The sequence below is a fragment of the Streptomyces vietnamensis genome (assembly GCF_000830005.1).
GTDB lineage: Bacteria > Actinomycetota > Actinomycetes > Streptomycetales > Streptomycetaceae > Streptomyces > Streptomyces vietnamensis.
Genome location: NZ_CP010407.1, coordinates 2593627 through 2620587 on the forward strand (window position 1 = coordinate 2593627; position 26961 = coordinate 2620587).

General features: G+C 72.0%; 30 protein-coding genes. 16 read left to right on the top strand and 14 right to left on the bottom strand.

Annotated elements, in window-relative coordinates:
• Window positions 1-14: 14 nt before the first annotated feature.
• From SVTN_RS11485 to SVTN_RS11520, 8 genes are all read right to left on the bottom strand, one after another.
• Window positions 15-221 (bottom strand): DUF6257 family protein, encoded by a 207-nt coding sequence (locus SVTN_RS11485; protein ID WP_041129006.1) that lies wholly within the window; start codon window positions 219-221, stop codon window positions 15-17.
• Window positions 222-333: 112 nt separating this feature from the next.
• On the bottom strand, window positions 334-528 hold the full coding sequence (locus tag SVTN_RS11490) for a hypothetical protein (protein WP_041129007.1): 195 nt from the start codon (window positions 526-528) through the stop codon (window positions 334-336).
• Window position 529: 1 nt separating this feature from the next.
• Window positions 530-910: a DUF6251 family protein gene (locus SVTN_RS11495; RefSeq protein ID WP_041133795.1), complete on the bottom strand. Its 381-nt coding sequence runs from the start codon at window positions 908-910 to the stop codon at window positions 530-532.
• 25 nt (window positions 911-935) lie between these two features.
• Window positions 936-1271, bottom strand: coding sequence for an RRQRL motif-containing zinc-binding protein (locus SVTN_RS11500; RefSeq protein ID WP_041129008.1), 336 nt, complete (start codon window positions 1269-1271; stop codon window positions 936-938).
• The gene (locus tag SVTN_RS11505) at window positions 1268-2146 is read right to left on the bottom strand and encodes a hypothetical protein (RefSeq protein ID WP_041129009.1); all 879 of its coding nucleotides are present in this window, start codon (window positions 2144-2146) and stop codon (window positions 1268-1270) included. Before SVTN_RS11505 ends, SVTN_RS11500 begins: the two co-directional genes overlap by 4 nt.
• The gene (locus tag SVTN_RS11510) at window positions 2143-2742 is read right to left on the bottom strand and encodes a hypothetical protein (RefSeq protein WP_041129010.1); all 600 of its coding nucleotides are present in this window, start codon (window positions 2740-2742) and stop codon (window positions 2143-2145) included. The genes SVTN_RS11505 and SVTN_RS11510 overlap by 4 nt, the downstream gene beginning before the upstream one ends.
• Complete coding sequence (locus SVTN_RS11515; protein WP_041129011.1) at window positions 2739-2927, bottom strand: hypothetical protein; 189 nt, start codon at window positions 2925-2927, stop codon at window positions 2739-2741. The genes SVTN_RS11510 and SVTN_RS11515 overlap by 4 nt, the downstream gene beginning before the upstream one ends.
• Window positions 2924-3190 (bottom strand): DUF6284 family protein, encoded by a 267-nt coding sequence (locus tag SVTN_RS11520; RefSeq protein ID WP_041129012.1) that lies wholly within the window; start codon window positions 3188-3190, stop codon window positions 2924-2926. The genes SVTN_RS11515 and SVTN_RS11520 overlap by 4 nt, the downstream gene beginning before the upstream one ends.
• A 659-nt stretch (window positions 3191-3849) precedes the next feature.
• On the opposite strand from SVTN_RS11520, the gene SVTN_RS11525 reads away from it, so the two are divergent.
• Both SVTN_RS11525 and SVTN_RS11530 read left to right on the top strand, forming a co-directional pair.
• Complete coding sequence (locus SVTN_RS11525) at window positions 3850-4716, top strand: GntR family transcriptional regulator (RefSeq protein ID WP_041129013.1); 867 nt, start codon at window positions 3850-3852, stop codon at window positions 4714-4716.
• Window positions 4706-5395: an HAD family hydrolase gene (locus SVTN_RS11530; protein ID WP_041129014.1), complete on the top strand. Its 690-nt coding sequence runs from the start codon at window positions 4706-4708 to the stop codon at window positions 5393-5395. The genes SVTN_RS11525 and SVTN_RS11530 overlap by 11 nt, the downstream gene beginning before the upstream one ends.
• A gap of 139 nt (window positions 5396-5534) precedes the next feature.
• Here the strand turns inward: SVTN_RS11530 and SVTN_RS11535 are convergent, their stop codons facing one another.
• The gene (locus SVTN_RS11535) at window positions 5535-6266 is read right to left on the bottom strand and encodes a hypothetical protein (RefSeq protein WP_041129015.1); all 732 of its coding nucleotides are present in this window, start codon (window positions 6264-6266) and stop codon (window positions 5535-5537) included.
• Window positions 6267-6550: 284 nt separating this feature from the next.
• Here SVTN_RS11535 and SVTN_RS11540 point away from each other — a divergent pair, with 284 nt between their 5' ends.
• Window positions 6551-7597 (top strand): Strvi_7410 family MBL fold metallo-hydrolase, encoded by a 1047-nt coding sequence (locus tag SVTN_RS11540; protein ID WP_041129016.1) that lies wholly within the window; start codon window positions 6551-6553, stop codon window positions 7595-7597.
• Window positions 7598-7606: 9 nt separating this feature from the next.
• On the opposite strand, the gene SVTN_RS45465 is transcribed toward SVTN_RS11540, so the two are convergent.
• On the bottom strand, window positions 7607-9451 hold the full coding sequence (locus SVTN_RS45465) for a protein kinase domain-containing protein (protein WP_052499063.1): 1845 nt from the start codon (window positions 9449-9451) through the stop codon (window positions 7607-7609).
• A gap of 392 nt (window positions 9452-9843) precedes the next feature.
• Between SVTN_RS45465 and SVTN_RS11550 the strand changes: the two genes are divergently transcribed.
• From SVTN_RS11550 to SVTN_RS11580, 7 genes are all read left to right on the top strand, one after another.
• Complete coding sequence (locus tag SVTN_RS11550) at window positions 9844-11100, top strand: SCO2321 family membrane protein (RefSeq protein ID WP_041129017.1); 1257 nt, start codon at window positions 9844-9846, stop codon at window positions 11098-11100.
• On the top strand, window positions 11097-11753 hold the full coding sequence (locus SVTN_RS11555) for an SCO2322 family protein (RefSeq protein WP_052499064.1): 657 nt from the start codon (window positions 11097-11099) through the stop codon (window positions 11751-11753). Before SVTN_RS11550 ends, SVTN_RS11555 begins: the two co-directional genes overlap by 4 nt.
• A gap of 47 nt (window positions 11754-11800) precedes the next feature.
• A complete protein-coding gene (locus SVTN_RS11560; protein ID WP_041133798.1) occupies window positions 11801-12916 on the top strand; it encodes an energy-coupling factor transporter transmembrane component T in 1116 nt (371 codons plus the stop codon).
• The gene (locus tag SVTN_RS11565) at window positions 12913-14721 is read left to right on the top strand and encodes an ABC transporter ATP-binding protein (protein ID WP_041129018.1); all 1809 of its coding nucleotides are present in this window, start codon (window positions 12913-12915) and stop codon (window positions 14719-14721) included. The genes SVTN_RS11560 and SVTN_RS11565 overlap by 4 nt, the downstream gene beginning before the upstream one ends.
• Window positions 14718-15596 carry an ECF transporter S component gene (locus SVTN_RS11570; RefSeq protein WP_041129019.1) on the top strand — a complete coding sequence of 293 codons (879 nt, stop codon included), beginning with the start codon at window positions 14718-14720 and terminating at the stop codon, window positions 15594-15596. Before SVTN_RS11565 ends, SVTN_RS11570 begins: the two co-directional genes overlap by 4 nt.
• A gap of 286 nt (window positions 15597-15882) precedes the next feature.
• On the top strand, window positions 15883-16284 hold the full coding sequence (locus SVTN_RS11575) for an aggregation-promoting factor C-terminal-like domain-containing protein (protein ID WP_041129020.1): 402 nt from the start codon (window positions 15883-15885) through the stop codon (window positions 16282-16284).
• A gap of 212 nt (window positions 16285-16496) precedes the next feature.
• Window positions 16497-17591: an NAD(P)H-dependent flavin oxidoreductase gene (locus tag SVTN_RS11580; RefSeq protein ID WP_041129021.1), complete on the top strand. Its 1095-nt coding sequence runs from the start codon at window positions 16497-16499 to the stop codon at window positions 17589-17591.
• On the opposite strand, the gene SVTN_RS11585 is transcribed toward SVTN_RS11580, so the two are convergent.
• Window positions 17575-18744, bottom strand: a complete 1170-nt coding sequence (locus tag SVTN_RS11585; RefSeq protein WP_041129022.1) for a steroid 3-ketoacyl-CoA thiolase — start codon at window positions 18742-18744, stop codon at window positions 17575-17577. The two genes, SVTN_RS11580 and SVTN_RS11585, sit on opposite strands and share 17 nt — an antisense overlap.
• A gap of 229 nt (window positions 18745-18973) precedes the next feature.
• On the opposite strand from SVTN_RS11585, the gene SVTN_RS11590 reads away from it, so the two are divergent.
• From SVTN_RS11590 to SVTN_RS11600, 4 genes are read left to right on the top strand one after another with little or no spacing between them, the layout of a single operon-like run.
• Window positions 18974-20311, top strand: coding sequence for a cytochrome P450 (locus SVTN_RS11590; protein WP_245727501.1), 1338 nt, complete (start codon window positions 18974-18976; stop codon window positions 20309-20311).
• On the top strand, window positions 20308-20457 hold the full coding sequence (locus tag SVTN_RS44225) for a hypothetical protein (RefSeq protein ID WP_159026438.1): 150 nt from the start codon (window positions 20308-20310) through the stop codon (window positions 20455-20457). The genes SVTN_RS11590 and SVTN_RS44225 overlap by 4 nt, the downstream gene beginning before the upstream one ends.
• Window positions 20458-20463: 6 nt before the next feature.
• Window positions 20464-21558 (top strand): DUF2330 domain-containing protein, encoded by a 1095-nt coding sequence (locus SVTN_RS11595; RefSeq protein WP_052499065.1) that lies wholly within the window; start codon window positions 20464-20466, stop codon window positions 21556-21558.
• Window positions 21555-22223, top strand: coding sequence for an O-methyltransferase (locus SVTN_RS11600; protein ID WP_041129023.1), 669 nt, complete (start codon window positions 21555-21557; stop codon window positions 22221-22223). The genes SVTN_RS11595 and SVTN_RS11600 overlap by 4 nt, the downstream gene beginning before the upstream one ends.
• Before the next feature lie 2 nt (window positions 22224-22225).
• Here the strand turns inward: SVTN_RS11600 and SVTN_RS11605 are convergent, their stop codons facing one another.
• On the bottom strand, window positions 22226-22630 hold the full coding sequence (locus SVTN_RS11605) for a hypothetical protein (protein WP_041129024.1): 405 nt from the start codon (window positions 22628-22630) through the stop codon (window positions 22226-22228).
• Between the two features lie 79 nt (window positions 22631-22709).
• On the bottom strand, window positions 22710-23864 hold the full coding sequence (locus SVTN_RS11610; protein ID WP_041129025.1) for a serpin family protein: 1155 nt from the start codon (window positions 23862-23864) through the stop codon (window positions 22710-22712).
• A gap of 12 nt (window positions 23865-23876) precedes the next feature.
• Here SVTN_RS11610 and SVTN_RS11615 point away from each other — a divergent pair, with 12 nt between their 5' ends.
• Together SVTN_RS11615 and SVTN_RS11620 are read left to right on the top strand one after the other, a co-directional pair.
• Complete coding sequence (locus tag SVTN_RS11615; protein WP_041129026.1) at window positions 23877-24197, top strand: antibiotic biosynthesis monooxygenase family protein; 321 nt, start codon at window positions 23877-23879, stop codon at window positions 24195-24197.
• A gap of 33 nt (window positions 24198-24230) precedes the next feature.
• Complete coding sequence (locus SVTN_RS11620; protein WP_041129027.1) at window positions 24231-24716, top strand: GNAT family N-acetyltransferase; 486 nt, start codon at window positions 24231-24233, stop codon at window positions 24714-24716.
• A gap of 18 nt (window positions 24717-24734) precedes the next feature.
• On the opposite strand, the gene SVTN_RS11625 is transcribed toward SVTN_RS11620, so the two are convergent.
• Entirely contained in the window at window positions 24735-26777 is a 2043-nt protein-coding gene (locus tag SVTN_RS11625) for an MDR family MFS transporter (protein WP_041129028.1), read from the bottom strand.
• Window positions 26778-26961: the final 184 nt, after the last annotated feature.

Consider the following 26961-nt stretch of genomic DNA (forward strand, 5'->3'; position numbering starts at 1 on the left):
GCCCCGGGGCACAGCTACTTGCGCTTGGCGTTCTTCTCGGCGCGCTCGCGCGCCTTGTCGATGACGCGGTCGACCTTGGCCTCCAGGTCGCCCTGGTAGACGGTCTCGCCGGCGATGCCGCGCTTGCACATGCGGGCGACGTACCAGGCGACCTGCGTCTTCTCCCCGGCGGTCAGCTTGGGGGTCTTCGTGGTGTCCTCGGTGTTCTTCCTGCTGGTCACGGTGCGGTCCCTTCCGGGGCCGGGGCTGTCCCGACTCCCCACGGCCCCCACAACCGGGCGGGGGCCGCAGGCAGGCGTCAGTCCTGCGAGGTGTGACCGGCGGCGGGTCGGGTCAGGACCCGACCTTGCGGATCTCGTGGGCGTGGACCAGGACCGGGGCGATGAACAGGCCGATCCGGTCGACGGTCCAGCGGCCGTCGGTGAGCGGGCCCGGCGGGACCTCGTCCAGGACCCGGCCGGTCTTGCCGATGGCGCGGGGGTCGTCCTCGCAGGCGACGATCAACACCTTGTCTCCGGCACGGAACATGTCACTTCCCCTTCCGCGAGCGACGGGCCTTGGCGAGGGTCTTGGCGGCGGCCTTGCCGTCCGGACCGCCGACCGACCGCACGACGGTCACGACGCCCCAGGACAGGACGGCGGCGAGGAAGGCGAGCAGGGCCAGGTTCGCCGCGATCGCGGTCAGCGCGCCGACGAGCAGCGGGCCGAAGTAGACCCCGGCGGCGACCGCGCCGGCCCCGACGCCGGAGCCGAGCGCGATCCGCTGAACCGTCTTGTCGGGCGGCGCCTGGTGGATGTGCTGATGGACCACCTGCGGCGCGGCGGGCTGGATGGCGGGGAGGTGGTCGGCGTAGGTGTAGGTGCCGTCCGGGAGCTGCACGACCCGGACCGGTTCGGGGAGGTGGTTCACGGAGGTCACGTCCTCTCGTGGCCGCTCAGGCGGCGGTGGTGTCGGGGTAGGCGCAGGGGGTGCACATGCCGAGCGAGGGCGGGATCCGGTACCCGGCGTCCCGCCCGCACTCCGGGCAGAGCCGCCGGGCCGCGTTCGCCCGTTCCAGGGCTGCCCGCTTGGCGGGGGTCATCGGCCGGACCGGGAGGGCCCGGTCGATGCGGTAGAGGAAGGCGATGAGCGGTTCGCGCCGGCGGCGGGGGCGTTCGAGCTGGGCCACGACCGGCTGACCGCCGGGCCGCAGCCCGAGCGCCCGCAGCTGCCGGACCGTGGCGAGCCCTTCGGGGGCCAGGCGCCAGCGGTAGACGGGGAGCGTGCTCATGAAGCGGTGGTGGTGACACGTCGCCAGGCGGCCCGCAGCCGCGTCTCCGAGGCGGAGTGACCAGCCTCCCGGAAGAGCGTCGCCACCTCCCGGTAGGAGACCGACCGGCCCTTCTGGGCCTCGGTGCCGATGATGTCGGTGACGATCCACTCGATGTCGGTGTCGGAGAGAGCCGGCGCCGACTCCAGGAGCGCGCGGGCCTCGGCCGCGCTCCAGACGGGCAGCTCCCACGACGGCTGTGCCCCGGGTGTGACGCGCTCAGTCACGCAGGTCAGGGCCCGTGCGGTGCCCTCGCCCTGCCGGGCCGCCTCCAGCGTCGCCCACGCCCCGGAGAGCCGTTCGGCGGTCTTGGCCTGGACCCGTGCGACGCGTGACCCGGCCTCCGTCACGGCCGTCAGCCGGGTCTCCTCCGTGCCCGCCTGCGCCCGCAGCCGGGCCCGGGCCACGGCCGCCTCGTCCCGAGCCTCCTGCTGGATGCCCCGGATCGCATCCAGCGCGACCGGGGTGAGCGCGGTCCGCTCCCACATCCCGTGCACCAGCCACAGCAACTTGGCCCCGAGCGGCAGCCAGGACACCGCCAGCCACGCCCCGGTGGACTCCTCGCCGAGTGCGTGGGCGACCAGGACGCCGGTGGCGGCGAGACCGAACACCCACCCCACGACGGTGACCGGGGTGGAGTGGTCGCCCTGCGCGGCGAGGCGCCGTTCGTAGGCGAGGGTGGCCAGCCAGCCGCCGTCGAGCCCGAGCCCGACCACCAGAGTGATCGGCCACGGCATCGAGCCGCCGAGCCACATCACCACCACGGCCAGCGTGAGGACCATCGACACGACCGTCACCGCGACGGCCGGGGCGGCGGTCGCCAGCTGCTTCTTCATCGCGCCACCGCCTCGGGCAGGGGCGGGTTGGTCAGGCCGGTCATGGCGGCGATCTGCTCGCCGGTGAGCCTGGTCGCCTCGTTCATGGCGTGGGCCACGGTGCGGATCTCCCGCCACAGGTGGTCCATCCGACGGCGGGCCATGCCCCGTACCTGCCCCCAGGACTTCCCGCCCGACGGGACGTGGTCGCAGGCGAGCCGGATGCCGTGCACGGCGAGCACGTCGACGGCATGAGCCCGGTCGTGCTCGGCGGCGCAAATGGCGGCCCGCTCCGGCGTCCACAGGCCGTGGACCATCAGGTACTGCACCTCGGAGAGCGCGCCGACCGCGCACACCGCGGAGTAGTGCCACGCGTTGACGCTGCCGACGTTCGTATTGGTGTCGCCGGTGAGGCCCCATCCGTCCTTCTCGACGGTCCAGGTGATGACCTCGCTGCTGGCCACGTGAATGCCGTAGGACATGGCCAGCACAGCGTGACCGGCCTCGTGGAAGGCCATGCCGAGCCGAGCCTGCTCGTAGGTGAGCGGCGACTCCTTGACGGGCCTGGGGTTGCCCCGGTGATCCAGGAACACCGGATGCTGGGCTGCGGTGGTCATCGCTCCTCACCCGCCTCGGCGAACTCCTCGCAGCGGTCGGCGCGGAGCAGGAGCCGGTCGACGCCGATCACGCCGAACCCGGCGATGGCGGCGACGGACACCCCGTCCTTGATGCCGGTGACGGCGCACCAGATCTCTACGGCGATGCACAGGAGCCCGAGGACCCAGAAGACGAGGGGGTTCACGCGGCACCGCCCGCCTGCGCCAGGCCGGCGCGGTTCGTCAGGTCCCGGCGCTCCGCCATCACCCGGTTGCGGGCCCGGCGGATCCGCCGCTCGTCCAGCTCCGTGGCCGGACGGTCGAGGGTCATGATCTGCGCGTCGAGCAGGTCGACCTCCGCCAGGATCAGCGGCATCTCCAGCTCGACCGCGCCCAGCTCCGCGTCCGACGGCTCACCGTCGAACCCGGCGGCCGTAACAGCGGCCTGAAGTGCAGCGATGGACTTCATTGGGTGTGTTCCTTCCAGTCAGGAACGGCCCGAACCGAGGCCCCGGTGGTAGGACACCGGGGCCTCTCGCCGTTAGAACCAGGGGGACTTCCTCCGGCTCCCCTCGACCCCGCCCGTACGGAACCCGCGAGCGGGGCCGGACGGGCGAGGGAGGCAACCGGCCGCAACCGCCGAGCGGCTGCGGAGGTCAGGTGACGCGGTGGGCGCGGCCGCTCCGCCGGTCCAGCGGAGGCGGCGCCCAGGGTCTTCGTCGCTTCACGTCGGCCTCCATCGGGGCGGACATGAGTGCGTGGTGTGGATGCGATCTCTGCCCTTGTCTCACCGCACGTAGAGGACTCCTCGGCCGACCCGAAGGGCGACCCGGAGTGTTCGTGCGGCAGGGCCTACGGCTTGTCGCAGATGCCTGTCGTTCTGTGTCCACTGTTCAGTTCTCAAGCCACGAACGCTTCCTTCGCGGCCGTTTCACGGGCCTCTCCGGGCGCTAGATCGGTTGTGCGTGCGCACCCCTGACCTGCGCCTTAAGGCGCAACTCACCCGTTCAGCCTGACTCACTTGGCTAGCCCGGTGGGCACAGGAAGAACATAGCCAGCCTGGCTAGCCACGTCAACATGTGACTAGCCAGGCTGCCCAAATAGTCAGGTTCGCCGTAGCATCGAGGCATGACCTTTGAGCTTGAGCCGCTGGATCCCGACGACGACCGACCGCCGTATGAGCAGGTGGCCCGCAGCTTGGGCGCGGCTATTCGCACCAGGCGGCTCGGACCTGGGGAGAAGCTGCCGTCGCACGCGAAGCTGACGGAGCACTACGGCTTCGCGCGCGCCACCATTCAGCGGGCGCTCCGCGACCTGGAAGACGAAGGGCTCGTCGTCTCGCGCAAGGGCAGTGGCGTGTTCGTCCGCCACCGGACCGAACGGCCAGCGGGGCTTCGTCCGTACGTGGAGCAGGCTTTCGCCAGCCGGAACGTGACGATCGACTTCGCCGGGTTCTCCAGCGAAACGCTCCACGGCGCCCTACAGGAACCGCTCGACAAGATCCGCACCGGACGGCTCACGCCCACAAGCATTCGGGTGCGCATCCTCGTTCCCGACATGAGCGTCCCGCAGGCTGCGCCCGTACGCCGCGAGGACTGCGCCGACGATCCCCGGCTCCGGGCACGCATGCACGACATCATGGTCGGCTACACCCGCAGCATCACGGACTCGATCAGCGAGTTGGAGCACCTGGGGCTCGTCCAGGAAGGCCAGGTCAGCGTGCGCACCCACCGAAGCACGCAGTTCTTCAAGCTCTACATCGTCAACAAGGAAGACGCCTTCTTCGGCTACTACCCGATCCGCCCCAACAAGGTGGTCGCGCAGGGGGAAGCCATCGAGATTTACGACCTGGTGGGCAAGGACACCATCCTGTTTCACCACTCCCTCAACGACGGCGCCTCGTCCAGCGGGGCCCAGCAGGTGGAGCAGGCGCAGATGTGGTTCGACAGTGTGTGGGAAACGATCGGACGGGAGACCACCGCAGATGCACTCTGATGCACTGACTGACGTGCTCGCGGACTACGACGCGATCCTCTTCGACTTCGACGGCCCGATCTGCCACGTCTTCCAGGGGCTCCCCGCCCCCGGCGTCGCAAAGGATCTCTCGGCATTGCTCGCCACGCTCGCCCCAGAACTCGCCGACGCGGCCCACGCGACGGACGATCCGATGATGGTTCACCAGCTCGCACGCGAGGCCGGGCAGAATGTCCTGGCTGCCGTTGAGGCGGCGCTCACGGACGCGGAGATTCGGGCCGTCGGGGTCGCTGGGGCCCCGACTGACGGGGCCGTCGAGGCCATGGCGGCCGCGCGCGATTCAGGGCGACGCGTAGCCGTCGTCAGCAACAACTCTGCCGACTGCGTGCACGCCTACCTCGCGGCGCAAGGGCTGTCCGGAGCCGTCGAGGTCGTGGTCGGCCGACCGGCCCTGCGTCCGGACCTCATGAAGCCGTCGCCGCACCCGTTGCTGGAAGCCGCAGCAATCCTCGGTGTATCGCCCGAGCGGTCGACATTGGTGGGTGACTCCGTCACCGATATCGAGGCCGCACGAGCAGCGGGCGCGGGCAGTGTCGGATTCGCCAACAAGCCGGGCAAGGAAGACGCGCTCGCCGCCGCCGGCGCTGGTCTGGTGGTCGCCGACATGCAAGTCATCGCTCGCGCCCTCACTCGGGCGTGACGGGCGTTAGTGGAGCGCGTCTACTGAGCAGCCCGCTCGACACCCCCGCCCGCATCGGAAGGACTTCTGGGCGACTGCTCAGACTGCTCCACGCCAACCCACGAACCGACCTCCCTTGAGAACTAATTCCGGATCTCCATCAATTTCGCCCGCCCTGCTGCGGAATCACACTGCCGGGTCGAGGCTTACCATCAGAGTCTTTACCAATTTTTCCCCGGGCATCGATCTGATGAAGAGCGCCAGCATCGAGGGCCTTCTCAATCTCGACAGGCAGAGGACCGATCCTCCTGGCCTTTTTCCAAGCCCACACAGCCAGCTTGCCCACTTGGCGATGGAACTGCCACCAGCGCGGGGTGTACCAGAGGTCCTTGCGACACACAGCAATGTACGCCCGGCAAGCCTCCGTAAAGGCGTCGCTGGCGAGCTGGTGCTCCGGGCTCTTTCTACGAGCCGATTTAATGATGCCCGTCATCGCTTCAACCATCACGCAGTTGAGCAACACATCACGGACCACATCGGCAGCAATTAGGACTGGCTCGGTAGCGACCATCGTCATTTCAGCAATCGCGCACTCGGCAGCGAAGGCGGGCTGCTTGGACATCTCAACCAAGCGCTTCAGGTCCGCCTTCACCGTCGTCGAGTCCACCTCAGTCCCCACTTTATCGGCGATATGCACCTCGAGGATGTGGTTGAGGGCGAGGCAAGCCATCAGGAAGTTGGCGTACGCCTCGCGGCGCTCGTCACGGCTCCCCAGCTTGATCAACGTGATCTTCGGGCGCTGCATAGCACCGCTGATGGAAGAGCCGGCGATACCAGCCCCTGCGCGAAGGAGGCCGTCTGCGGTGAGGCCGGCGGTCAACGGGTCGATCATGTGCTGTCCCCCTGAGGTCCGGAGCGTAGATGTTACGGGCCTGGACCCTCCAAAGGGCGCAAACGTCTGCTGCTCGATCCGGAAGGCAACTCGGACGCGGTGCCCCTGGGCCGTCCAGGGGCCGTGCGAGGGGGGCCAGTGTCGGCCAACAATGACCAACCACGACGACTGAAACGCAGGTCACGAGCGGATAGAAGTCTCCTCACCGCAGGCCCTTCTGACGTGCAGTCAGTTCTAGTTATGGTGGGCAATGGTCGTACCGGTACGCAGAGACGAGGACGCTCATGACACAGGTGCCCCAGGTGACCGAGCACGGCGGAGGCGTCTGGTCCCTGCGGGTGCCCATCCCGGACAATCCGCTGGGCCACACCCTGGTCCACGTCCTCGACACCGACCGCGGCCCGGTCCTCGTCGACACGGGCTGGGACGACCCGGCCTCCTGGAGCGAACTCACCGGCGGCCTGGGCGCCCTGGGCCTCTCCGTCACGGAGATCCACGGGGTCGTCATCACCCACCACCACCCCGACCACCACGGCCTCTCCGGCCGGGTCCGCGAGGAGTCCGGGGCCTGGATCGCCATGCACGCCGCCGACACGGCCGTCGTCCGCCGCACCCGCGCGTCCGAACCCGGCACCTGGTTCGACTACCTCGCCCGCAAACTCGCCACCGTCGGCGCCCCCGAGGACCACATCGCCCCGCTGCGGGCCGCCCGCGACGCGGGCAGGATGCGGACCCTGCCCGGTCTCCGCTCGGCCCTCCCCGACCGCGAGATCGTCCCCGGCGAACTCCTCGACCTGGCCGGGCGGCGCCTCCGCGCGATCTGGACCCCCGGCCACACCCCCGGACACGTCTGCCTCCACCTGGAGGAGGAGCACCCCTCCCGGCTGCCCGGCCACGGCCGGCTCTTCTCCGGCGACCACCTGCTGCCCGGGATCTCCCCGCACATCGGCCTGTACGAGGACCCCGACGACGCGACCGCGACCGACCCCCTCGGCGACTACCTCGACTCCCTCGAACGGATCGGCCGCCTCGGGGTCGCCGAGGTCCTCCCCGCCCACCAGTACGCCTTCACCGACGCCGCCGGCCGGGTCCGCGAACTCCTCGACCACCACGAGGAACGCCTCACCGGCCTCCTCGGCCTCCTCGCCACCCCGCTCACACCGTGGCAGCTCGCCGAGCGCATGGAGTGGAACCGCCCCTGGGACCAGATCCCGTACGGCTCCCGCAACATCGCCGTCAGCGAGGCCGAGGCCCACCTCCGCCGCCTGGTGAAGCTCGGCCGCGCGGAGCCGGTGGCGGGCACGGAGCCGGTCACGTACGTCGCGGTGTGAGTCCCCGCCTCAGGCCTTGAACAGGCGGATGAGGGACATGACCAGGACCAGCGGGGAGATGCCGCCGCCGAGCAGCATCACCGGGCCCGCCACCCACCACAGCCAGTGCTCTCCGCCGTGCTTGTAGGAGGCGTAGCCGTTCTCGACGAACAGGAACCAGAGGAGGTGCAGGGTCAGTACGGCGATCAGCGCGATCCAGTACAGGGCGATCCCGACCGACCACAGCCGGACCCGGCCGGGCGGCACCGTGAGCAGCCGCCCCCGGTAGCCCTGGAGTCCGACCATCGCGGCGATCAGGAGGAGGGTCGCGGGGACGCGCCACCAGTCGTCCATCGCCCACTGGTAGGGGCCCTGCGCCTGGTCGGAGACCGAGGGGTACGCCACCGCCTTGTCCATGAGGTCGACCCCGCCCACGAGGAAGACCACCATCGGCACCAGGTAGAACAGCCCGAGGACCGGCCTCCCCAGCCCCGTGGTCAGCGTCCGCAGGGCACGCTCCCGCGCGGACGGCACCCCCGCCCCCGTCGAGGAGGCGCGGGCCCGCGCCCCGACGGCCGGCCCGCGAGCGGCGGCGCGGGCACGCGGTACCGCGGAGGACCGGGCGGGTGCCGGCGCGGAGGACCGGGCGGGCGGGGGCGCGGACGGCCGAGTGGGCGTCGGTGCGGACGGTCGGGTGGGCGCGGGCGCGGAGGACCGGGCGGGCGCGGGCGCGGACGACCTCGTGGCGCGCGCCCGGACGGGCTTCGGTGCGGGCTTCGGGGCGGGCTCCGGCGCGGGCTCCGGCGCGGGCAGGACGGCCGTCCGGGGCGGCCCGGTGCGCGGCTGGGCGACGGTGACGGCAGTCGGCCCCGGGTCGACGGCGGTCTCCGCCGCACCCGGCCGGGGCTCCGGATCGGGCTCGGGCTCCGTTCCCCACTCCTGGCCCGCTGAAGGCACTGGCGCAGGCTCTCGCTCGGGCTCCGGCTCGAACTCCGCCTCCGCGTTGAGCAGTTCCTCCGCCTTCTGCGCGATGGCCGCGACCACCGGCGCCGGCAGCCAGCTCCCCGACTCCTCCCGGTGGGCGTCCGCGGTCGCGGCGAGCTCGGTCACCGGCGGGCGGTCCTCCGGCCGCTTGGCCAGGCAGCGCCGTACGAGCTCCGCGAACGGCCCCTCGACCCCGGCGAGGTCGGGCTCGTGGTGGACGAGCCGGTAGAGCAGCTCCGCCACCGAGCCGCCGCCGAAGGGCCCGCGCCCGGTCGCCGCGAACGCGAGGACCGCGCCGAGCGAGAAGAGGTCCGCGGCGGGCCCGACCGTCCGCCCCTCCGCCTGCTCCGGCGACATGAAACCGGGCGAGCCGACGACCAGGCCCGTCCCCGTCAGGGCCGTCTCGTCGGCGGAGCGCGCGATGCCGAAGTCGATGAGCAGGGGGCCGGACGACGAGAGCAGCACGTTGGACGGTTTGACGTCCCGGTGCACGAGCCCCGCCCGGTGTACGCCGTCGAGGGCGTGCGCGAGGCCGGAGAGCAGCCGCCAGAGGGCCGGTTCGGGGAGCGGTCCGTGCGCCAGGACCGCCTCGGAGAGCGCGGGACCGGGTACGTACGCGGTGGCCAGCCAGGGCACCTCCGCGTCGGGGTCGGCGTCGAGGACCGGGACCGTGCCGGCGCCGCGTAAGGACTGGGCGGCCCGCACCTCGCGGGCGAAGCGCGTACGGAAGCCCGGGTCGCCGGCGAGCGCGCCGTGCACCACCTTGAGCGCGACCGTGCGACCGCCCCGCGAACGGCCCAGGTAGACGCGGCCCATGCCGCCCTCGCCCAGCCGGTAGAGGAGCCGGTAGGGACCGATCCCCCGCGGGTCGCTCCCGGTCAACGCCCGCATTCCGCACCCCCGTGAAGACGCCGTCGGCATGTTGTCGTGGCGGCGCCAGCATGGCACAGCGATCACTGCCCCGGCAGACGATCGGCGGACCCGCTTCCGGCCAGGTGTGAGGCGCCTCCCACCCCCGGAGCGGCGGGCGTACGGGCCGGTAGAGTGGGCGGGTCGTCATCATGCCCGTACGGGGGGAAGCCGGTGAAAATCCGGCACTGACCCTTCCCCGAGCTCTCGGCTCCGCTCGAGCAGGGGACACCCCATTCCGTATGCCGCTCCGAAAACCAGCGGTGAGTCGGAATGCCCCGCCCGGGACATGACCGCCGGCACCGTCGAGGAATACGGAGCCGGAGCCTGGTGCCCCCGAGGCGTGCCGGTGCCCGGCCGCAGGAGAGGGCCCCATGAACACCGTCCGCCGCGGCGCCGCCGCGCTCGCCGCCGCCGCAGTCGTGCTCGGCACCGCCGCAGCCGGGGCGGCCTCCGCCGCGCCCTCGCCGTCGCCGTCGCCCTCCGTCGGCACCTCCGCGTCCGGCCTGTACGGCACGAAGGACCCCACGTACGACGGTGTCTGGCGGCAGTCGCTCGCCTTCCTCGCCCAGCGCGGCACCGGCTACCAGCCCGCCGACCGGGCCGTGGACTGGCTCCTGGGCCAGCAGTGCGCCGACGGCTCGTTCGCCTCGTACCGCGCGGACGTGACGAAGGCCTGCGACGCGAAGACGATGCGGGACACCAACGCCACCGCCGTCGCCGTCCAGGCGCTCCGCGCCGTGCGCCGTCAGTCCGCCGCCCCGGAGAAGATCGACAAGGCCGTCAAGGCCGGCTCCGACTGGCTGCGGACCGTGCAGAACAAGGACGGCGGCTGGGGCTACGGCGTCGGCGGCGCGAGCGACGCCAACTCCACGTCGGTCGTCGTCGGCGCGCTCGCCGCGATCGGTGTGCGGCCCGGCCAGTTCACCTCCGCCGAGGGCCGCAGCCCCTACGACGCGCTCCTCTCCTTCGCCCTGCCCTGCTCCGCTACAGAGGGCGCAGGGGCGTTCGCGTACCAGCCGGACAAGACCGGCAAGCTCCTCGCCAACGCCGACGCCACCGCGGCGGCCACCCTCGCCGGGCTCGGCAAGAGCGTCGTCGCCACCAAGGCCTCCCCCGAGCAGCCGCCGACCTGCACCGACCTGTCGAAGCCGACCGTCGAGCGGGCCGCGCTGAACGGCGCCTCGTACCTCTCGAAGGCCCTCGCGAAGACCGGCCACCTCACCCTGCCGCCGATGCCCGGCGCCACCGACACCACCGAGCAGCCCGACATCGGCAACACCGCCGACGCCGTCGTCGCGCTCGCCGCCGCCGGCGCCGCGAAGGAGGCCGAACCGGCGCTCGCGTGGCTGGAGAAGAACTCCGCCGCCTGGGCGAAGGAGGGCGGCCCCGCCGCGTACGCGCAGCTGATCCTGGCGGCCCGCGCGACGGACACCGACCCGCGCGAGTTCGGCACGGTGGACCTGGTCGAGCAGCTCAACGCCACCGGCCCCGCGCCCAAGGCCCCGGACACCTCCGCCTCCTCCACCAGCGACGAGGGGGAGTCCGGCTTCGACGTCTGGTGGATCATCGGCATCGGCATGGTCGTCGGCGTCGGCATCGGCTTCCTCGTGAGCGGCCGCAAGAAGTGAGCCGTACGGGGATACGGGCCGCGGGCGCCGCGGCGGGGGCGCTCCTGGCCCTGGCCGCGGCGGCTCCGGCGCAGGCGGCCGGTTACCGCTACTGGTCGTTCTGGGAGAGCGACGGCGGGAAGCCCTGGGCGTACGCCACGCAGGGCCCGGCGACCGCCCGGCCGGCGGACGGCGACGTCCTCGGCTTCCGCTTCGCGATCAGCAACGGCACGGACGACACCTCCCGGCCCTCCGTGGCCCCCGACTTCCCGGGGATCTGCGGGGGCGTGGAGAAGAAGGACGGTACGAAGCGGATCGCGGTCGTCGTCGACTTCGGCGGCCCGGTGGACGCGCCGCCCGGGGAGACCCCGCCGAAGAAGCCGATCGAGGTCGGCTGCGCGGAGGTCCGCGAGGACGCGACGGGCGCGGAGGCGCTGGCGGCGGTGGCGAAGCCGCTGCGGTACGACAGCGCGGCCATGCTGTGCGGGATCGCGGGGTACCCGGCGAAGGGCTGCGGCGAACAGGTCGAGGAGACCGGGAAGAAGACCCCGGCGCCGACGACTCCGGCCTCTCCGGACGGGAAGGGCGGCCCGTCCTTCGGCGTACTCGCGGGCGGGGCGGCGGTCCTGGCCCTGGGCGGGGCGGCGATCTGGAAGGCCCGCCGACGCGGATGACGCGGATGAGTACGGCCCGGAGCGTGTACACGGCGTCGGCCCGGAGCATGTTCACGGCGTCGGCCCGGAGCGTGTACACGGCCCCCGAGGCGAGCCGGGCCAACGCCCTGCACGCGGGCGCGTGGTGGCTGTGGGCGCTCGGCCTGGCCGTCGCCGCGTCCAGGACCACGAACCCGCTGCTGCTCGGACTGCTCGTCGGGGTGGCGGGTTACGTGGTGGCGGCGCGGCGTACGGACGCGCCCTGGGCCCGCTCGTACGGCGCGTTCGTGAAGCTGGGCCTGTTCGTCGTGGTGCTACGAGTGGTCTTCTCCCTCCTCCTCGGCTCCCCGATCCCCGGTGAGCACGAACTGTTCACCCTCCCCGAGGTGCCGCTGCCGGACTGGGCGCAGGGGGTACGGATCGGGGGCCGGGTGACGGCCGAGCAGCTGGTGTTCGCGCTGTACGACGGCGCGAAGCTGGCGGCCCTGCTGATCTGCGTGGGCGCCGCGAACGCGCTCGCCAACCCGGCGCGGCTCCTCAAGTCGCTGCCGGGGGCGCTGTACGAGGCCGGGGTCGCCGTCGTCGTGGCGATGACCTTCGCGCCGAACATGGTCGCCGACGTGGTCCGGCTGCGGACCGCCCGCCGACTGCGCGGCCGGCCCACGGGCGGGGTGCGGGCGGTGCTCCAGATCGGGCTGCCGGTCCTGGAGGGAGCGCTGGAACGGTCGATCGCGGTGGCGGCGTCGATGGACGCGCGGGGCTACGGGCGGACGGCCCGGGTCCCGGCGGCGGTACGCCGCACCACGAACGTCCTGACCCTGGGGGGCCTCCTCGGCATCTGCGCGGGCTCGTACGGCCTGTTGGCGGCGGAGGGCGCGGAATACGGACTCCCGCTCCTCCTCGCCGGGCTCGTCGCGGCGATGGCGGGGCTCCGGCTCGGCGGCCGCAGGACGGTCCGTACGCGCTACCGCCCCGACCGCTGGGGCGCGCGGGCGTGGCTGGTCGCGGGCTCCGGGGCGGCGGTCGCGGTCCTGATGATCCGGGCGAACGCGTACGCGCCGGAGGCACTGCACCCCGGGGTCGTCCCGCTGGAGGCGCCGGAGCTGCCGCTGTGGCCGGCGGCGTCGGTCCTGGTGGGCCTGCTCCCGGCGTGGGTGGCGCCGAAACCCAAGGAGAACGTGTGATCCGCTTCGAAAACGTCTCGGTGCGCTACGAGGAGGACGCCGAGCCCACGCTCCGGAACGTGAACCTCACCGTCCCCGAGGGCGAACTGGTCCTCCTGGTCGGCCCGTCGGGCGTGGGCAAGTCGACCCTCCTGGGCGCGGTGTCGGGCCTCGTCCCCCACTTCACGGGCGGCACCCTGACCGGACGGGTGACGGTCGACGGCCGCGACACCCGCACGCATCCGCCGCGCGAGCTCGCGGACCTGGTGGGGACGGTGGGACAGGACCCGTCCGCGCACTTCGTCACGGACACGGTGGAGGACGAGCTCGCGTACGGCATGGAGTCCCTGGGCCTGGCGCCGGGAGTGATGCGCCGCCGGGTCGAGGAGACCCTCGACCTCCTGGGCCTCGCGGAACTCCGCGACCGCCCGATCGCGACGCTCTCCGGCGGCCAGCGCCAGCGGGTCGCGATCGGCTCCGTCCTGACCCCGCACCCGAAGGTCCTCGTCCTCGACGAACCGACGTCCGCGCTCGACCCGTCGGCGGCGGAGGACGTCCTCGCGGTCCTCCAGCGCCTGGTCCACGACCTCGGCACGACGGTCCTCCTGGCGGAACACCGCCTGGAGCGCGTCGTACAGTACGCGGACCAGGTCATCCTCCTGCCGGACGCGGTGATGGGCCCCCCGGCGGAGATCATGTCGATCTCGCCGGTGCACCCACCGGTGGTGGCACTGGGCCGACTCGCGGGCTGGGCCCCGCTGCCGCTGACGGTGCGGGATGCGCGGCGAAGGGCGGCGCCACTGAAGGCCAGCCTGGAGGGCCGGGCACCGACGAGCCCTGCGGGACTTCTCCCCCACCCCACCCGAAATACAGCCCCGCCGGCGCTTGAGGCGCGGGGGGCCAATCCCGCCCCGCCGGCGTTTGAGGCGCGGGGGGCCGGGGGCAGCGCCCCCGGTTCTGGGCCCGGGGCCAGTCCGGCCCCCCGGGGTCCGGGGCGGAGCCCCGGTCTGGGGAAGGGGCGGGGTGGGGGCTTCTCCCTGTTCCGACGGCGCCGCACCGAACCCGGCACCCCCACCGACACCCTCGTAACCGTCACCGCCCTCGGCGTCCGCCGCGCCCGCGTAGAGGCCCTCCGCCGCGTCGACCTCCAGGTCGCCCCCGGCGAGACCGTCGCGCTCATGGGCCGGAACGGTGCCGGGAAGTCCACCCTGCTCTCCACGCTCGTGGGCATGATCGAGCCGACGACCGGCACGGTCCGGGTCGCGGGGCGGGCCCCGCACAGCACCCCGCCCCGTGAGCTGATCCGCCAGGTCGGCCTGGTTCCGCAGGAGCCGCGGGACCTGCTGTACGCGGACACCGTCGCCGCCGAGTGCACGGCGGCCGACGCGGACGCGGGCGCGACGCCCGGGACCTGCCGGGCGCTGGTGGACGACCTGCTGCCGGAGATCGCGGACGACACGCACCCCCGCGACCTCTCCGAGGGCCAGCGCCTCGCACTCGCGCTGGCCGTGGTCCTGACCGGCCGCCCCCCGCTGCTCCTGCTCGACGAGCCGACCCGCGGCCTGGACTACGCGGCGAAGGCCCGCCTGGTCGCCCACCTCCGTACCCTCGCGGCGGACGGGCACGCGATCGTGCTGGCGACGCACGACGTGGAGCTGGCGGCGGAGCTGGCGCACCGGGTGGTGATCATCGCGGACGGCGAGGTCGTCGCGGACGGCCCGACGGCCGAGGTGGTCGTCTCCTCACCGGCCTTCTCGCCGCAGGTGGCGAAGATCCTCGCCCCGCAGCCGTGGCTCACGGTCGAGCAGGTGGAGGCTGCCCTGTGAGCACCACCAGGACGTCCCGCCCGCTCCGCCTCGGCCCCCGCTCGGTCGCGGCACTCGCCCTCGTCTCTCTCGTCGGGGTGCTCGCCTTCTGCTGGCCCCTCTTCGCGGACGCCGGTTCCGCCGTGACCTCGCACGCCGGGGACGCGCCGTGGCTGTTCGCGGCGCTGCTCCCGCTCCTGGTCGCGGTGGTGGTGGCGACGATCGCGGACTGCGGGATGGACGCGAAGGCGGTGGCGATGCTGGGTGTGCTCGCCGCGGTGGGCGCGGCGCTCCGCCCGTTGGGGGCGGGGACGGCCGGCCTGGAGCCGATGTTCTTCCTGATGGTGCTGAGCGGCCGGGTCCTGGGGCCGGGCTTCGGCTTCGTCCTGGGCTCGGTGACGATGTTCGCGTCGGCTCTGCTGACGGGCGGGGTGGGCCCGTGGATGCCGTTCCAGATGCTGTCGATGGGCTGGTTCACGATGGGCGCGGGGCTGCTGCCGGGCTCGGACCGCCCTCGTGGTCGGGCCGAGCTGCTGATGCTGTCCGCGTACGGATTCGTGGCGGCGTTCGCGTACGGCACGGTCATGAACCTGCAGGGCTGGGTCCTGCTCCAGAGTCCGGGCAGCAGCGGGATCTCCTTCGTGCCGGGCGCCCCGCTCCACGAGAACCTGGTCCGTTTCCTCGCGTACGTCCTCGCCACTTCCCTCGGCTGGGACCTGGGTCGCGCCGCCCTGACCGTCGTCCTGACCCTCACCGTCGGCGGCACGCTCCTGCGGGCGCTGCGGCGGGCCACACGGCGGGCGAACTTCGAGGCCCAGGTCACATTCGAGGCCCCGGAAGAGCCCTCTCCGAGTGAGGCGCCCCATAGGACCTACATCACGTACGACCCGAAATAGTAGACCGGCAGACCACCTCAAACCACCCCACACCCCCGCATGACCTGCGGAAACACCGCACAGCAACCACCTCCCCCGCACCCCCCGGGTCCGAACCTTCCTCGTACAGGGGGTCGTTGCATCGGCGTTCCGGCCCTGCTTCTCTGGTGGACGTCGCCAGGCAGCCGGTGCTCATCGCAGCGCCACGGACGGCCGGTTCCCCCCAGTTCCCGGGTCTCCCGGGCCCTGGTTCCGGCATGCCGAAAACGCCTGGCGCGCCCCTTGTCCCCGAAGTTAGGTCGATACCTTGATCCGCTCGCTCACCACTCGTGTCTCTGCCCGCAACAAGAAGATCGCCGTCTCCGCAGCCGTGCTGCTGGGCGCGTCCGGTGCGGTGCTGGGCACGACGGGCTCGGCTTCGGCCTCCAGCCCGCAGGAGCTCGCTCGTCAGATCGTCCCCGCCTCGCAGTACGCGTCGTTCAGCAAGATCGTCGAGCACGAGTCCGGCTGGAACCCCAGCGCGACCAACTCGTCCAGCGGCGCCTACGGTCTCGTCCAGGCCCTGCCGGGCTCGAAGATGTCCTCGGCCGGTGCCGACTGGAAGACCAACGCGGCCACCCAGATCAAGTGGGGCCTCAACTACATGAACGAGCGCTACGGCTCCCCGAACGCCGCCTGGGCGTTCTGGCAGGCCAACGGCTGGTACTAAGAAACACCCAGCGCCCCTGCCGCACCGCGCATCCGCAAGGCCCCGCCCTCCTCACGGAGGGGCGGGGCCTGCGGCGTTTTCCGGATCGATCGGCGCCAGATCGACGTCAATCGCTATCGATCGCTGTCGATCGATTTAGTAGACCGGTCGTCTAGCTTCGTCTAGGGTTCCTCTCGGCGGCGGACGGCCCGTCGCGACCCCGGAGGCTGCCCATGTCAGCGCACCGCACCCCCACCCTCCCGCCCGGCCGCTTCGGCGAGCTCGTCGGGATCCCGCTCCCCGTCGTCCAGGGCCCCTTCGGCGGGGGCCTCTCCTCCGTCGAACTGGCCGCGACCGTCTCCGAGGGCGGCGGCCTGGGCTCGTACGGGGCGCACATCCACACCCCCGAGGAGATCACCGCGCTCGTGGCGAAGCTCCGCGCCGCGACCGGCCGCCCCTTCGCCGTGAACCTGTGGGTGCCGCAGGAGGGCGAGCGGACCGAGCTCCCGGCCGCCGCGCTCGCCGAGCACGTCGAGCGACTGCGCCCGTACTACGAGGAGCTGGGGGTACGTCCCCCGAGCGCCGAGGACGTCCGGTCCTGGCCCGACTTCGACGCGCAGCTGGACGCCCTGATCGCGGCCGCCCCGCCGGTGATCAGCCTGGTCATGGGCCTGCCGCCGCGCCGCCTGGTCGCCGAGGCCCGGCGGCGCGGGATCGTCGTGGTCGGCACGGCGACGACGGTGGAGGAGGCGGTGGCCCTGGAGGCGGCCGGGGCGGACGCGGTCGTCGCCTCGGGCAGCGACGCGGGCGGCCACCGGGGCGCGTTCCTCCGTCCCGTACGGGAGTCCCTGGTCGGCACCTTCTCCCTCGTCCCGCAGGTGGCGGACGCGGTGTCGGTCCCGGTGGTCGCGGCGGGCGGGATCGCCGACGGGCGCGGGGTCGCCGCCGCGCTCGCGCTCGGCGCGGACGCCGTCCAGGTCGGCACCGGCTTCCTGGCGGCGCGCGAGTCGGGGGCGAGCGAGGTGCACCGGCGGATCCTCGGCACCCCGGAGGCCCGGACGACCGTCCTGACCCGTCTCTTCTCGGGCCGTACGGCGCGCGGAATCCCGAACGGCTTCGTACGCGACATGGCGGCCCACGAGGAGCACGTACCGCCGTATCCCGTGCAGAACGCGCTGATGGGTCCGGTGCGGCGGGCCGCGGCGGAGCAGGGCCGGCCCGAGTACGTGAACCTCTGGGCCGGCCAGGCGGCGGCCCTGGCGCAGGAGCCCTCGGCCGCCGCGTACCTCGCCTCCCTCGTCGAGGAGGCGGTCAGAGCCGCTGGATGATCGTCCCGGTCGCGAGCGCCCCGCCCGCGCACATGGTGACGAGCGCGAACTCCTTGTCGGTGCGCTCCAGTTCGTGCAGGGCGGTGGCGATGAGCCGGGCTCCGGTGGCGCCGACGGGGTGGCCGAGTGCGATGGCGCCGCCGTTGACGTTGACCTTCTCCAGGTCCTGATCGAAGACCTGCGCCCAGCTCAACACCACGGAGGCGAAGGCCTCGTTGATCTCGACGAGGTCGATGTCCCTGAGCGACATCCCGGCCTTGCCGAGCACCGCCCGCGTCGCGTCGATCGGCCCGTCGAGGTGGAAGTGCGGGTCGGCGCCGACGAGGGCCTGGGCGACGATCCGGGCGCGCGGTTTCAGCTTCAGGGCGCGGGCCATGCGCTTGGAGGCCCACATGATGGCGGAGGCGCCGTCGGAGATCTGGGATGAGTTCCCGGCGGTGTGGATCGCGGTGGGCATGACGGGCTTGAGGCGGGCCAGGCCCTCCATGGTGGTGTCGCGCAGGCCCTCGTCGCGGTCGACGAGCCGCCACATGCCCTGCCCCGCGGCCTGTTCGGCCTCCGTCGTCGGGACCTGGACGGCGAAGGTCTCGCGCTTGAAGCGCTCCTCGGACCAGGCGACGGCGGCCCGCTCCTGGGAGAGCAGGCCGAGGGAGTCGACGCGCTCGCGGGTGAGTCCGCGGCGGCGGGCGATGCGCTCGGCGGCCTCGAACTGGTTGGGCAGGTCGACGTTCCACTCGTCGGGGAACGGCTTGCCGGGCCCGTGCTTGGAACCGGAACCGAGCGGGACGCGCGACATGGCCTCGACGCCGCAGGAGATCCCGATGTCGATGACGCCGGCCGCGACCATGTTGGCGACCATGTGGCTGGCCTGCTGCGAGGAGCCGCACTGACAGTCGACGGTGGTGGCGGCCGTCTCGTAGGGCAGGCCCATGGTGAGCCAGGCGGTGCGCGCCGGGTTCATGGACTGCTCGCCGGCGTGGGTGACCGTGCCGCCGACGATCTGTTCGACGCAGTCGGCGTGGATGCCGGTGCGCCCGAGGAGTTCGCGGTAGGTCTCGCCCAGGAGGTAGGCGGGGTGGAGGTTGGCGAGCGCGCCTCCGCGCTTGCCGATGGGGGTGCGTACGGCTTCGACGATGACGGGTTCCGCGGCCATGAGCTCGTCCTCTCCTCGACCGGACGGGGTGTCCCGGCACCCCGGTCGGTCGGCGTCACGGGGGAACTAGTACGCGTTCTAGTTCTGAGTGCAGTCTTATGACTGCTACCGCCGGTACGCAAGGGTCCGGGAAGCAACAGTTCCCGCTCCGCCCCTTGCTACTTGTAGAACTCGTTACTAACTTTCCCGGCAACTTCTGATGGTCCATCAGATTTGGAGAGTGTTGCCGATGGCCGCCTGCCCCCATCTCCCCGGCGGGACCCCCGAAGGGATCCCCGAAGGACGGCTCCCCGAGGGACTCCCCGACGGCCTCCCCCAGGGGCTCCCCGAGGGGCTCCCCGAGGGGTTCGACGCCACCGACCCCGACCTGCTCCGCGACCGCGTCCCCTTCCCGGAGTTCGCCCGGCTGCGGCAGACCGCGCCCGTGTGGTGGTGCCCCCAGCCGGCCGGCGTCACCGGCTTCGCGGACGGCGGGTACTGGGCGGTCACGCGCCACGCGGACGTCAAGTACGTCTCCACCCACCCCGAGCTGTTCTCCTCCAACGAGAACACCGCCGTCATCCGCTTCAACGAGCACATCACCCGGGACCAGATCGAGGTCCAGAAACTGATCATGCTCAACATGGACCCGCCCGAGCACACCCGGGTCCGCCAGATCGTCCAGCGCGGCTTCACCCCGCGCGCGATCCGGAACCTGGAGACCGCCCTGCGCGAGCGCGCGCACGCCATCGTCGAGGAGGCGAAGCGCGGCACGGACGCCGACGGCACCTTCGACTTCGTCACCCGGGTCGCCGTCGAACTCCCCCTCCAGGCCATCGCCGAACTCATCGGCGTCCCCCAGGAGGACCGCTCCCGGATCTTCGACTGGTCGAACAAGATGGTCGCGTACGACGACCCCGAGTACGCCATCACCGAGGAGATCGGCGCCGAGGCCGCCATGGAACTCATCGGCTACTCGATGAACATGGCCGCCGCCCGCAAGGAGTGCCCCGCCAAGGACATCGTGTCGCAGCTCGTCGCCGCCGAGGGCCAGGGCAACCTCTCCTCCGACGAGTTCGGCTTCTTCGTGCTGCTGCTCGCCGTCGCAGGCAACGAGACCACCCGCAACGCCATCAGCCACGGCATGCACGCCTTCCTCACCCACCCCGACCAGTGGGAACTCTTCAAACGGGAACGGCCCGCGACCACCGCCGAGGAGATCGTGCGCTGGGCGACCCCCGTCGTCTCCTTCCAGCGGACCGCGACCCAGGACACCGAACTCGGCGGACAGAAGATCCGCAAGGGCGACCGGGTCGGCCTCTTCTACTCCTCCGCCAACAACGACCCCGAGGTCTTCACCGACCCCGAACGCTTCGACATCACCCGCGACCCCAACCCGCACCTCGGCTTCGGCGGCGGCGGACCCCACTTCTGCCTCGGCAAGTCCCTCGCGATCAAGGAGATCGAGCTGATCTTCAACGCGATCGCCGACGCCCTGCCCGACCTCACCCTCGCCGGCGAACCACGCCGACTGCGGGCGGCCTGGCTGAACGGCGTGAAGGAACTCCGCGTACGCGCCTCGGCGTGACCCGCCCGCACGGCATGACCCGCCCGTACGACGGCGCGACCCGTCCGTACGACGGCGTGCCCCGCCCGCACGGAACCGGACCGCACAACCCGTACGACCCGTACGACCCGTGCATGCGGAACCGGAACGCGATCTGCCACGTCTGACCCCGCATGCGGGGGACACAGAGACACATCCTGACCATCGTCATCGCGCTGCTCGCGCTCCAGCTCGGCTCGCTCGTCGCACCGGCGTACGCCTGCGGCTGCGGCGCCATGATCCCGGACAAGGCCCAGCGCATCGGCGTCGACCGGGAGGAGTCCGCCGTCCGCTGGGACGGGCACGACGAGACCGTCGTCATGCGCTTCAACGTCCACGGGAACGCCGAGCGGGCGGCCTGGATCATGCCGGTGCCGGGCCGCGCCGACGTCCGGCTCGGCGACCCGGCGCTCTTCGACGAGCTCGACCGGCTCGCCGAGCCCGAGCAGCGCGACCGCTACTACTTCTGGCCCCGCGGCGGCGACTGGCCCTTCGACGTCACGAACGGCGACGGAGCCGCCGCCGCCCCGCCCGGCGCGGGTTCCGGCGTCGGCGTCGTCGGGCGCGAACGGCTCGGCCCCTTCGACGTGGCCCGGCTCACCGCCACCGACCCGGAGGCCCTCGGCGACTGGCTGCACACCAACGGCTTCGAGCTGCCCGAGCGGCTCACCGGCGCGCTCCGGCCGTACGTCGAGCGGAAGTGGGAGTACGTCGCCGTCCGCCTGGCCCCGCAGGAGCAGGGGGCGATCCTCTACGGCGAGCTGACCCCGCTGCGGATCGCCTTCGCCTCCCCCGAACTCGTCTATCCCATGCGGCTCTCCCGCCTGGCCCGGACGCCCCAGACCCTCGGCCTGTACGTCCTCGCCGAGCACCGGATGGAGCCCCGCTCCCCCATCGGCGGCGACCGCCCCGAGGTGACGTTCGCCGACCGCATCGAGCGCCCGGAGGGAGCCGTCGCGGGTCTCACGGGCGACGCGCCTGTCCGCCTGACGATCCTGGAACAGCACTTCCCCCACCCCGAACGCATCGACGACGACCACCACCTGAGGACCGTCGCCGACACGTCGTACCGCGAGATCGAGTACACCGACCGGCTCCTCACCATCGGCGGCGGCATCCCGGTCTGGCTCCTGGCGGTCGGCGCCGGTCTGCTGTCGGCGGCACTGTTCGCCGTACGGGTGAAAAGGCGCCGCTCCGGCAGGGACACCGGTGTACGTTCGCCCGCATGACGAACCCTCAGTGGACGGCAGTGGACCAGTACTTCACCGAGACGATCGCCCCCGCCGACGAGGCGCTCACGGCAGCGCTCGCCGACTCCACGGCGGCGGGCCTGCCCGAGATCGCCGTCGCTCCCAACCAGGGCAAGCTGCTCCACCTGCTCGCCCGGATGCAGGGCGCGCGGAACGTCCTGGAGATCGGCACCCTCGGCGGCTACAGCACGATCTGGCTGGCCCGCGCGCTGCCCGCCGACGGCCGGCTGATCACCCTGGAGTACTCCCCCGTCCACGCGGACGTGGCCCGCGCCAACATCGCCCGTGCTGGCCTCGACAAGATCGTCGAGGTCCGGACGGGCGCGGCCCTGGACACCCTGCCGCAGCTGGAGGCGGAGGGCGCGGGCCCCTTCGACCTCGTCTTCATCGACGCGGACAAGGTCAACAACGCGCACTACGTGGAGTGGGCCCTGAAGCTCTCACGGCCCGGCACGGTCATCATCGTCGACAACGTGGTGAGAAACGGCAGGGTCGCCACCGAACACTCCGACGACCCGGCGATCACCGGCACCCGTGAGATGTTCGACCTGATCGCCCGCGAACCCCGCCTGGACGCGACGGCGATCCAGACGGTCGGCACGAAGGGCTACGACGGCCTGCTGCTCGCCCGGGTCACCGCATAGGCCTACTTCCACTCGTAAAGCGAACCGCTGACCTTCCCGCTCTCTTCGGTGTTGAACTCGAAGACGGTGCAGATGCCGTTGAGCCGGGCGAACGCGGCGGCGGCGGTCTCGTAGAAGAGGGCGCCTCGCCAGTTCACCCCGCCGGACTCGTTGAAGCTGCCGACACCGACGCCGTGCCAGGTGATCGTCTCTCCGGCCCGGGTCATGCTGATGCCCTGGCCCTCGGCGAAGAGCGTGCCGTCGGACTGCGAGACCGCCTCGTACGTCCCCATGTCCTTGACGGTCGTACCAAGGAGCGTGCCCGTCCCCGAGAACGAGACCTCCGTCACGGCATGGCCGCCGTCCGTGGACAGCACCCGCATTCCCGTCATCTCTCCGGAAACCGTTCCCAGCTCGTCGCCCAGCATGGTGGGACTCCTCTCCGAATCCCTCCCGGGAACCCGGACGGATCCCCTCATTCCGGACTACGCTCACCGCCAGGAATCGTCAAACGGAGATGCCGGCCCGCCATCCGGTGAAGAGCGGCAGCTCACCGGCCCCGTCGAGCACGACGACCCCGAAGGGCCGGTCGAAGGCGATCCGCTCGACCACCCGGTGGCGGGGCGGGACGGCGCCGCGGCCCATCTCCACCTGGGTGACGGCGGCCGCCTCGACGCCCTCCTCCGCGACCTCGACCACCGCCGACTGCCCGACCTTGCCGATGAAGAGATCGGCCGCGGAGATCCCGGAGAAGTCGGCGCCGGGACGCAGGGCCCGGTCGACGCCGAGGGCCGCCAGGTCCTCCACCACCGCGTCGAGCGTCGTACGGAGAGTGAACCGCGGCAGGTGGAGATCGGCCGATTCGGCCACGAGCGGCCGCCGCGCCCCGGGCTCCGCCCAGGCGGCGGGCAGCACCTCGGCGGGCCCGGCACCCTCGGGCCCGAGCACGAACCGCACGCGAACGGCCCGGTCACCGAGGCAGGGCAGCTCGACGACGCACGCCCCCGCCACGTACCAGACCCACCCGGCCGGAATCCGCTGCCGCATGGTCGGTACGGGCCGGGTGTCGCCGTACCCGTCGGTGAAGGGCTCGTCGCGGGTGAGGTGCCCCGGAAAGGCGCTCAGCCAAGAGGCCTTGAGGGCGAGAGCGTTGAGCAGCACCAGATCCTCGGAACCGTCGAGATCGAGCGGCAGCCGCTCGATGCGCCCACCGGTGGCCTCCCGCACCCACCCGTCGAGCTCCCCCTGAAAATCGGGAAGCTCACCGAACGACATGTCGTCCGTCGCCGGGAACACCTCGTCGGGCAACGCGAACAGAACCGCCCCGGGCAACACCCCGAACCGCACCCCGGGCACCCCCCGCCGAAACGTCTCCAGGATCGGCAAGGTGCTCCACACCCCGGTGGCCACGGAGACCCCGTCGACACCCGCGACCCGCCGCCCGACAAGGCCCACGCCCTCGGCAGCCGCCTCCCCCTGAACCCCGAGCAGCCCCCGCAACTCCTCCCCGGTCCGCCCCCGAGCCCCGGACGCCACCACCCCGAGCGCCAGCCACAACCCGACGGGCGACACGACGAAATCACCGTCCCCGAGCCGGGGCAGCCAGCGCACGGCCAGATCCCGTATCGCGTCCGCTTCCGTGATGCCGGAGCCGTGGGTCATATCCTGCCCTCCATGAGCATCGTGAAGATCAACGTCCTGACCGTGCCGGCCGAGCAGCGTGAGGTGCTTGAGCAGCGGTTCGCCTCTCGGGCCGGGGCCGTGGAGGGGGCCGACGGGTTCGAGTGGTTCGAGCTGCTGCGCCCGGTCGAGGGCACCGACCAGTACCTGGTGTACACGCGGTGGCGCAGCGAGGAGGACTTCCAGAACTGGATGAACGGTTCCATGAAGGCCGCCCACCAAGGCGGTGGCGAGGGTGGGGAGCGGCCGAAGCCGGCCGCGTCCGGTTCCACCCTGTGGTCGTTCGAGGTCGTCCAGCAGGCCTCGCCCAAGTAATTCGGCGGCGAGGGTGGTCGTGCGGGTCGCAGAATGGCCCGCATGACCTGGACTTTCTCTCCCGAGCGCGTCGACACCCCGGACGCGACAGCCCTGCGGCGTGACTACTACGGCGATGTGGCCGGACGTTACTGGAAGCGGCCCGCGACCGAGGCGGAGATAGACGAGGGGCTGGCGGACGACGGGGTGGAGAAGCTGACTCCGCCGACCGGGCAGTTCCTGGTGGCCCGGTTCGAGGGGAAGCCGGCCGGCTGCGGCGGGGTCCTGATGCTGGACGACGAACGCGCCGAGCTGACCCGGGTCTTCCTGCGGCACGCGTTCCGCGGTGCGGGCGGCGCGGGCGCCCTGCTGCGGAGGCTCGAGGAGGAGGCGCGGGAGCTCGGGGCGCGCCGGATGGTCCTCAACACGCGGCTCGACCTGGTCGAGGCACGTGCCCTGTACACGCGGCACGGGTACGTGGAGATCCCCGCGTACTGCACCGGTCCTTATATGGACGTCTGGTACGGCAAGGAGCTCTGAGCCCGCGCGAGGACGGGTTCAGGCGTGGTGGTCGCCGGGCGGCTCGGGTGTGGGGGGCCGCTCCCCGTCCGGGCCGCGCAGTTCGGCCGTCAGCTCCTCCAGCAGTTGTACGAGGTCGGTGGGCCGTTCGGGTCCCCACCAGTCGCCGAGGAGTTCGGCGAGCGACTCCTCCCGGGCCTCGGCCAGTACCGTCGCCGCCCGTACGCCGTCCTCGGTGAGGGTCAGCCGGCCGCCCTCCCGGGTCGCCAGGCGCCGCTCCTCCACCTGCCGGGACGCCTCCGTGATCACTCGCAGCGGTACGGGGGTGGTCTCGGCGAGCCGGGAGGGTTCGACGGTCCCGTGGCGGCGGATGCGCAGCAGCAGCCAGCTCGCGGCGGGCGGCAGGTCGAGCCCGGCGCGCGCGGTGATCTTCGCGTAGATCTCCTTGCGGCCCTCCCTGGAGTCGAGGAGGGACAGGGCGCGGGCGTGTTCGTCTGAGGCGGGGGTCTGGTGGGTGTCGGGGGCGGTGACGAAGGCGCGCAGTTTGTCCTCCTTCAGGAGGCAGGCGAAGACGAACGCGACGAGGACGACGGGTGCCGCGTACAGGAAGACGTCCGTGATGGACGTGGCGTAGGCGTGGAGGACCTGCGGGCGCAGTTCGGGCGGGAGCTCGGCGATGGCGCGCGGGTCGGCTGCGACCCGGCCGGGGCCGGTGCCGGGCGGGAGTTCCCTTCCCGCGTTCGCGAACACCTCGCCGAGCGTGCCGGCGAGCCGGCTGGTGAAGATCGTGCCGAAGACGGCGACGCCGAAGGAGGCGCCGATGGAGCGGAAGAACGTGACTCCTGAGGTGGCGACGCCGAGGTCCTCGTACGGGACGGCGTTCTGCACGACCAGGACGAGGACCTGGATGACGAGGCCGAGTCCGGCGCCGAAGACGAAGAAGCAGACGCTCATCGACCAGGTCGAGCTGGTCTCCGTCAGCTGGTGCAGGAGGAGCAGGCCGACGCAGGTGAGGGCGGTGCCGACGATGGGGAAGACCTTCCAGCGGCCGGTGCGCGAGACGATCTGGCCGGAGGCGGTCGAGGTGATCAGGACGCCGAGGACCATGGGCAGCATGTGAACGCCCGACATGGTCGGCGTGACGCCCTGGACCACCTGGAGGAAGGTCGGCAGGAAGGTCATCGCGCCGAACATGGCGAAGCCGACGACGAAGCTGATGACCGAGACGAGGCTGAAGGTCCGGATCCGGAACAGCGCGGGCGGCAGCACGGGTTCGGCGGCCCGCCGCTCCACGTACAGGAACCAGACGAGGAGTACGGCTCCGAGGACCGCGAGTCCGATGATCTGCGCCGAGCCCCACGCCCAGGTCGTGCCGCCGAGGGAGGCCACCAGGACCAGGCAGGTGGCGACCGAGGCGATGAGGAAGGTGCCGAGGTAGTCGATGGTGTGGCGGGTGGAGCGGACCGGGATGTGCAGGACGGTCGCGATCACGAAGAGGGCGACGATGCCGATGGGGAGGTTGATGTAGAACACCCAGCGCCAGGACAGGTGCTGGGTGAAGAGCCCGCCGAGCAGCGGGCCGAGGACGCTGGTGCCGCCGAAGACGGCGCCGAAGAGGCCTTGGTACCTGCCGCGTTCCCGGGGCGGGACGAGGTCGCCGACGATCGCCATCGACAGGACCATGAGACCGCCGCCGCCGAGGCCCTGGATCGCGCGGAAGGCGATGAGCTGCGGCATGTTCTGGGCGATGCCGCAGAGGGCGGAGCCGACGAGGAAGAGGACGATGGCGCCCTGGATGAGTCTCTTGCGTCCGTACTGGTCGCCGAGCTTGCCCCAGAGGGGGGTCCCGGCCGTGGACGCGAGCATGTACGCGGTGACCACCCAGGAGAGGTGTTCCATGCCGCCGAGCTCGCTGACGATGGTCGGCAGGGCGGTGGAGACGATGGTCTGGTCGAGTGCGGCGAGCAGCATGCCGAGCAGCAGCGCGCCGATCGCGACGAGGACGGTGCGACGGCTCTGCCCCTCCCCGGGCACGGGGGCGGCGGCGTCACCGAGCTGGGACGGGTGCGTGTCCTGGGCCATGGGGTCTCTGTCTCCGTCTCCGTGGGCGGCCCCTCCATCCTGATTGGAATGTCCCGTTATGGCCTGCCGAGGGGCACAGTCGTTCGCCCGCCGTACACGGTCGGCCTGCATAATCGCTCGCAGTGGTATCGGGGAGGGGACCCATCATGACCGGACACGTCTGTCCTGAATGCGGTGTACACAG

Excerpts from the sequence above, each read along its gene's own strand:
- SVTN_RS11490 (WP_041129007.1), bottom strand. The coding sequence starts at position 528 with ATGTTCCGTGCCGGAGACAAGGTGTTGATCGTCGCCTGCGAGGACGAC.
- SVTN_RS11500 (WP_041129008.1), bottom strand. The coding sequence starts at position 1,271 with ATGAGCACGCTCCCCGTCTACCGCTGGCGCCTGGCCCCCGAAGGGCTC.
- SVTN_RS11505 (WP_041129009.1), bottom strand. The coding sequence starts at position 2,146 with ATGAAGAAGCAGCTGGCGACCGCCGCCCCGGCCGTCGCGGTGACGGTC.
- SVTN_RS11510 (WP_041129010.1), bottom strand. The coding sequence starts at position 2,742 with ATGACCACCGCAGCCCAGCATCCGGTGTTCCTGGATCACCGGGGCAAC.
- SVTN_RS11520 (WP_041129012.1), bottom strand. The coding sequence starts at position 3,190 with ATGAAGTCCATCGCTGCACTTCAGGCCGCTGTTACGGCCGCCGGGTTC.
- SVTN_RS11525 (WP_041129013.1), top strand. The coding sequence starts at position 3,850 with ATGACCTTTGAGCTTGAGCCGCTGGATCCCGACGACGACCGACCGCCG.
- SVTN_RS11530 (WP_041129014.1), top strand. The coding sequence starts at position 4,706 with ATGCACTCTGATGCACTGACTGACGTGCTCGCGGACTACGACGCGATC.
- SVTN_RS11535 (WP_041129015.1), bottom strand. The coding sequence starts at position 6,266 with ATGATCGACCCGTTGACCGCCGGCCTCACCGCAGACGGCCTCCTTCGC.
- SVTN_RS11540 (WP_041129016.1), top strand. The coding sequence starts at position 6,551 with ATGACACAGGTGCCCCAGGTGACCGAGCACGGCGGAGGCGTCTGGTCC.
- SVTN_RS45465 (WP_052499063.1), bottom strand. The coding sequence starts at position 9,451 with ATGCGGGCGTTGACCGGGAGCGACCCGCGGGGGATCGGTCCCTACCGG.
- SVTN_RS11550 (WP_041129017.1), top strand. The coding sequence starts at position 9,844 with ATGAACACCGTCCGCCGCGGCGCCGCCGCGCTCGCCGCCGCCGCAGTC.
- SVTN_RS11560 (WP_041133798.1), top strand. The coding sequence starts at position 11,801 with ATGTTCACGGCGTCGGCCCGGAGCGTGTACACGGCCCCCGAGGCGAGC.
- SVTN_RS11580 (WP_041129021.1), top strand. The coding sequence starts at position 16,497 with ATGTCAGCGCACCGCACCCCCACCCTCCCGCCCGGCCGCTTCGGCGAG.
- SVTN_RS11585 (WP_041129022.1), bottom strand. The coding sequence starts at position 18,744 with ATGGCCGCGGAACCCGTCATCGTCGAAGCCGTACGCACCCCCATCGGC.
- SVTN_RS11590 (WP_245727501.1), top strand. The coding sequence starts at position 18,974 with ATGGCCGCCTGCCCCCATCTCCCCGGCGGGACCCCCGAAGGGATCCCC.
- SVTN_RS11595 (WP_052499065.1), top strand. The coding sequence starts at position 20,464 with ATGCGGGGGACACAGAGACACATCCTGACCATCGTCATCGCGCTGCTC.
- SVTN_RS11600 (WP_041129023.1), top strand. The coding sequence starts at position 21,555 with ATGACGAACCCTCAGTGGACGGCAGTGGACCAGTACTTCACCGAGACG.
- SVTN_RS11605 (WP_041129024.1), bottom strand. The coding sequence starts at position 22,630 with ATGCTGGGCGACGAGCTGGGAACGGTTTCCGGAGAGATGACGGGAATG.
- SVTN_RS11610 (WP_041129025.1), bottom strand. The coding sequence starts at position 23,864 with ATGACCCACGGCTCCGGCATCACGGAAGCGGACGCGATACGGGATCTG.
- SVTN_RS11615 (WP_041129026.1), top strand. The coding sequence starts at position 23,877 with ATGAGCATCGTGAAGATCAACGTCCTGACCGTGCCGGCCGAGCAGCGT.
- SVTN_RS11620 (WP_041129027.1), top strand. The coding sequence starts at position 24,231 with ATGGCCCGCATGACCTGGACTTTCTCTCCCGAGCGCGTCGACACCCCG.
- SVTN_RS11625 (WP_041129028.1), bottom strand. The coding sequence starts at position 26,777 with ATGGCCCAGGACACGCACCCGTCCCAGCTCGGTGACGCCGCCGCCCCC.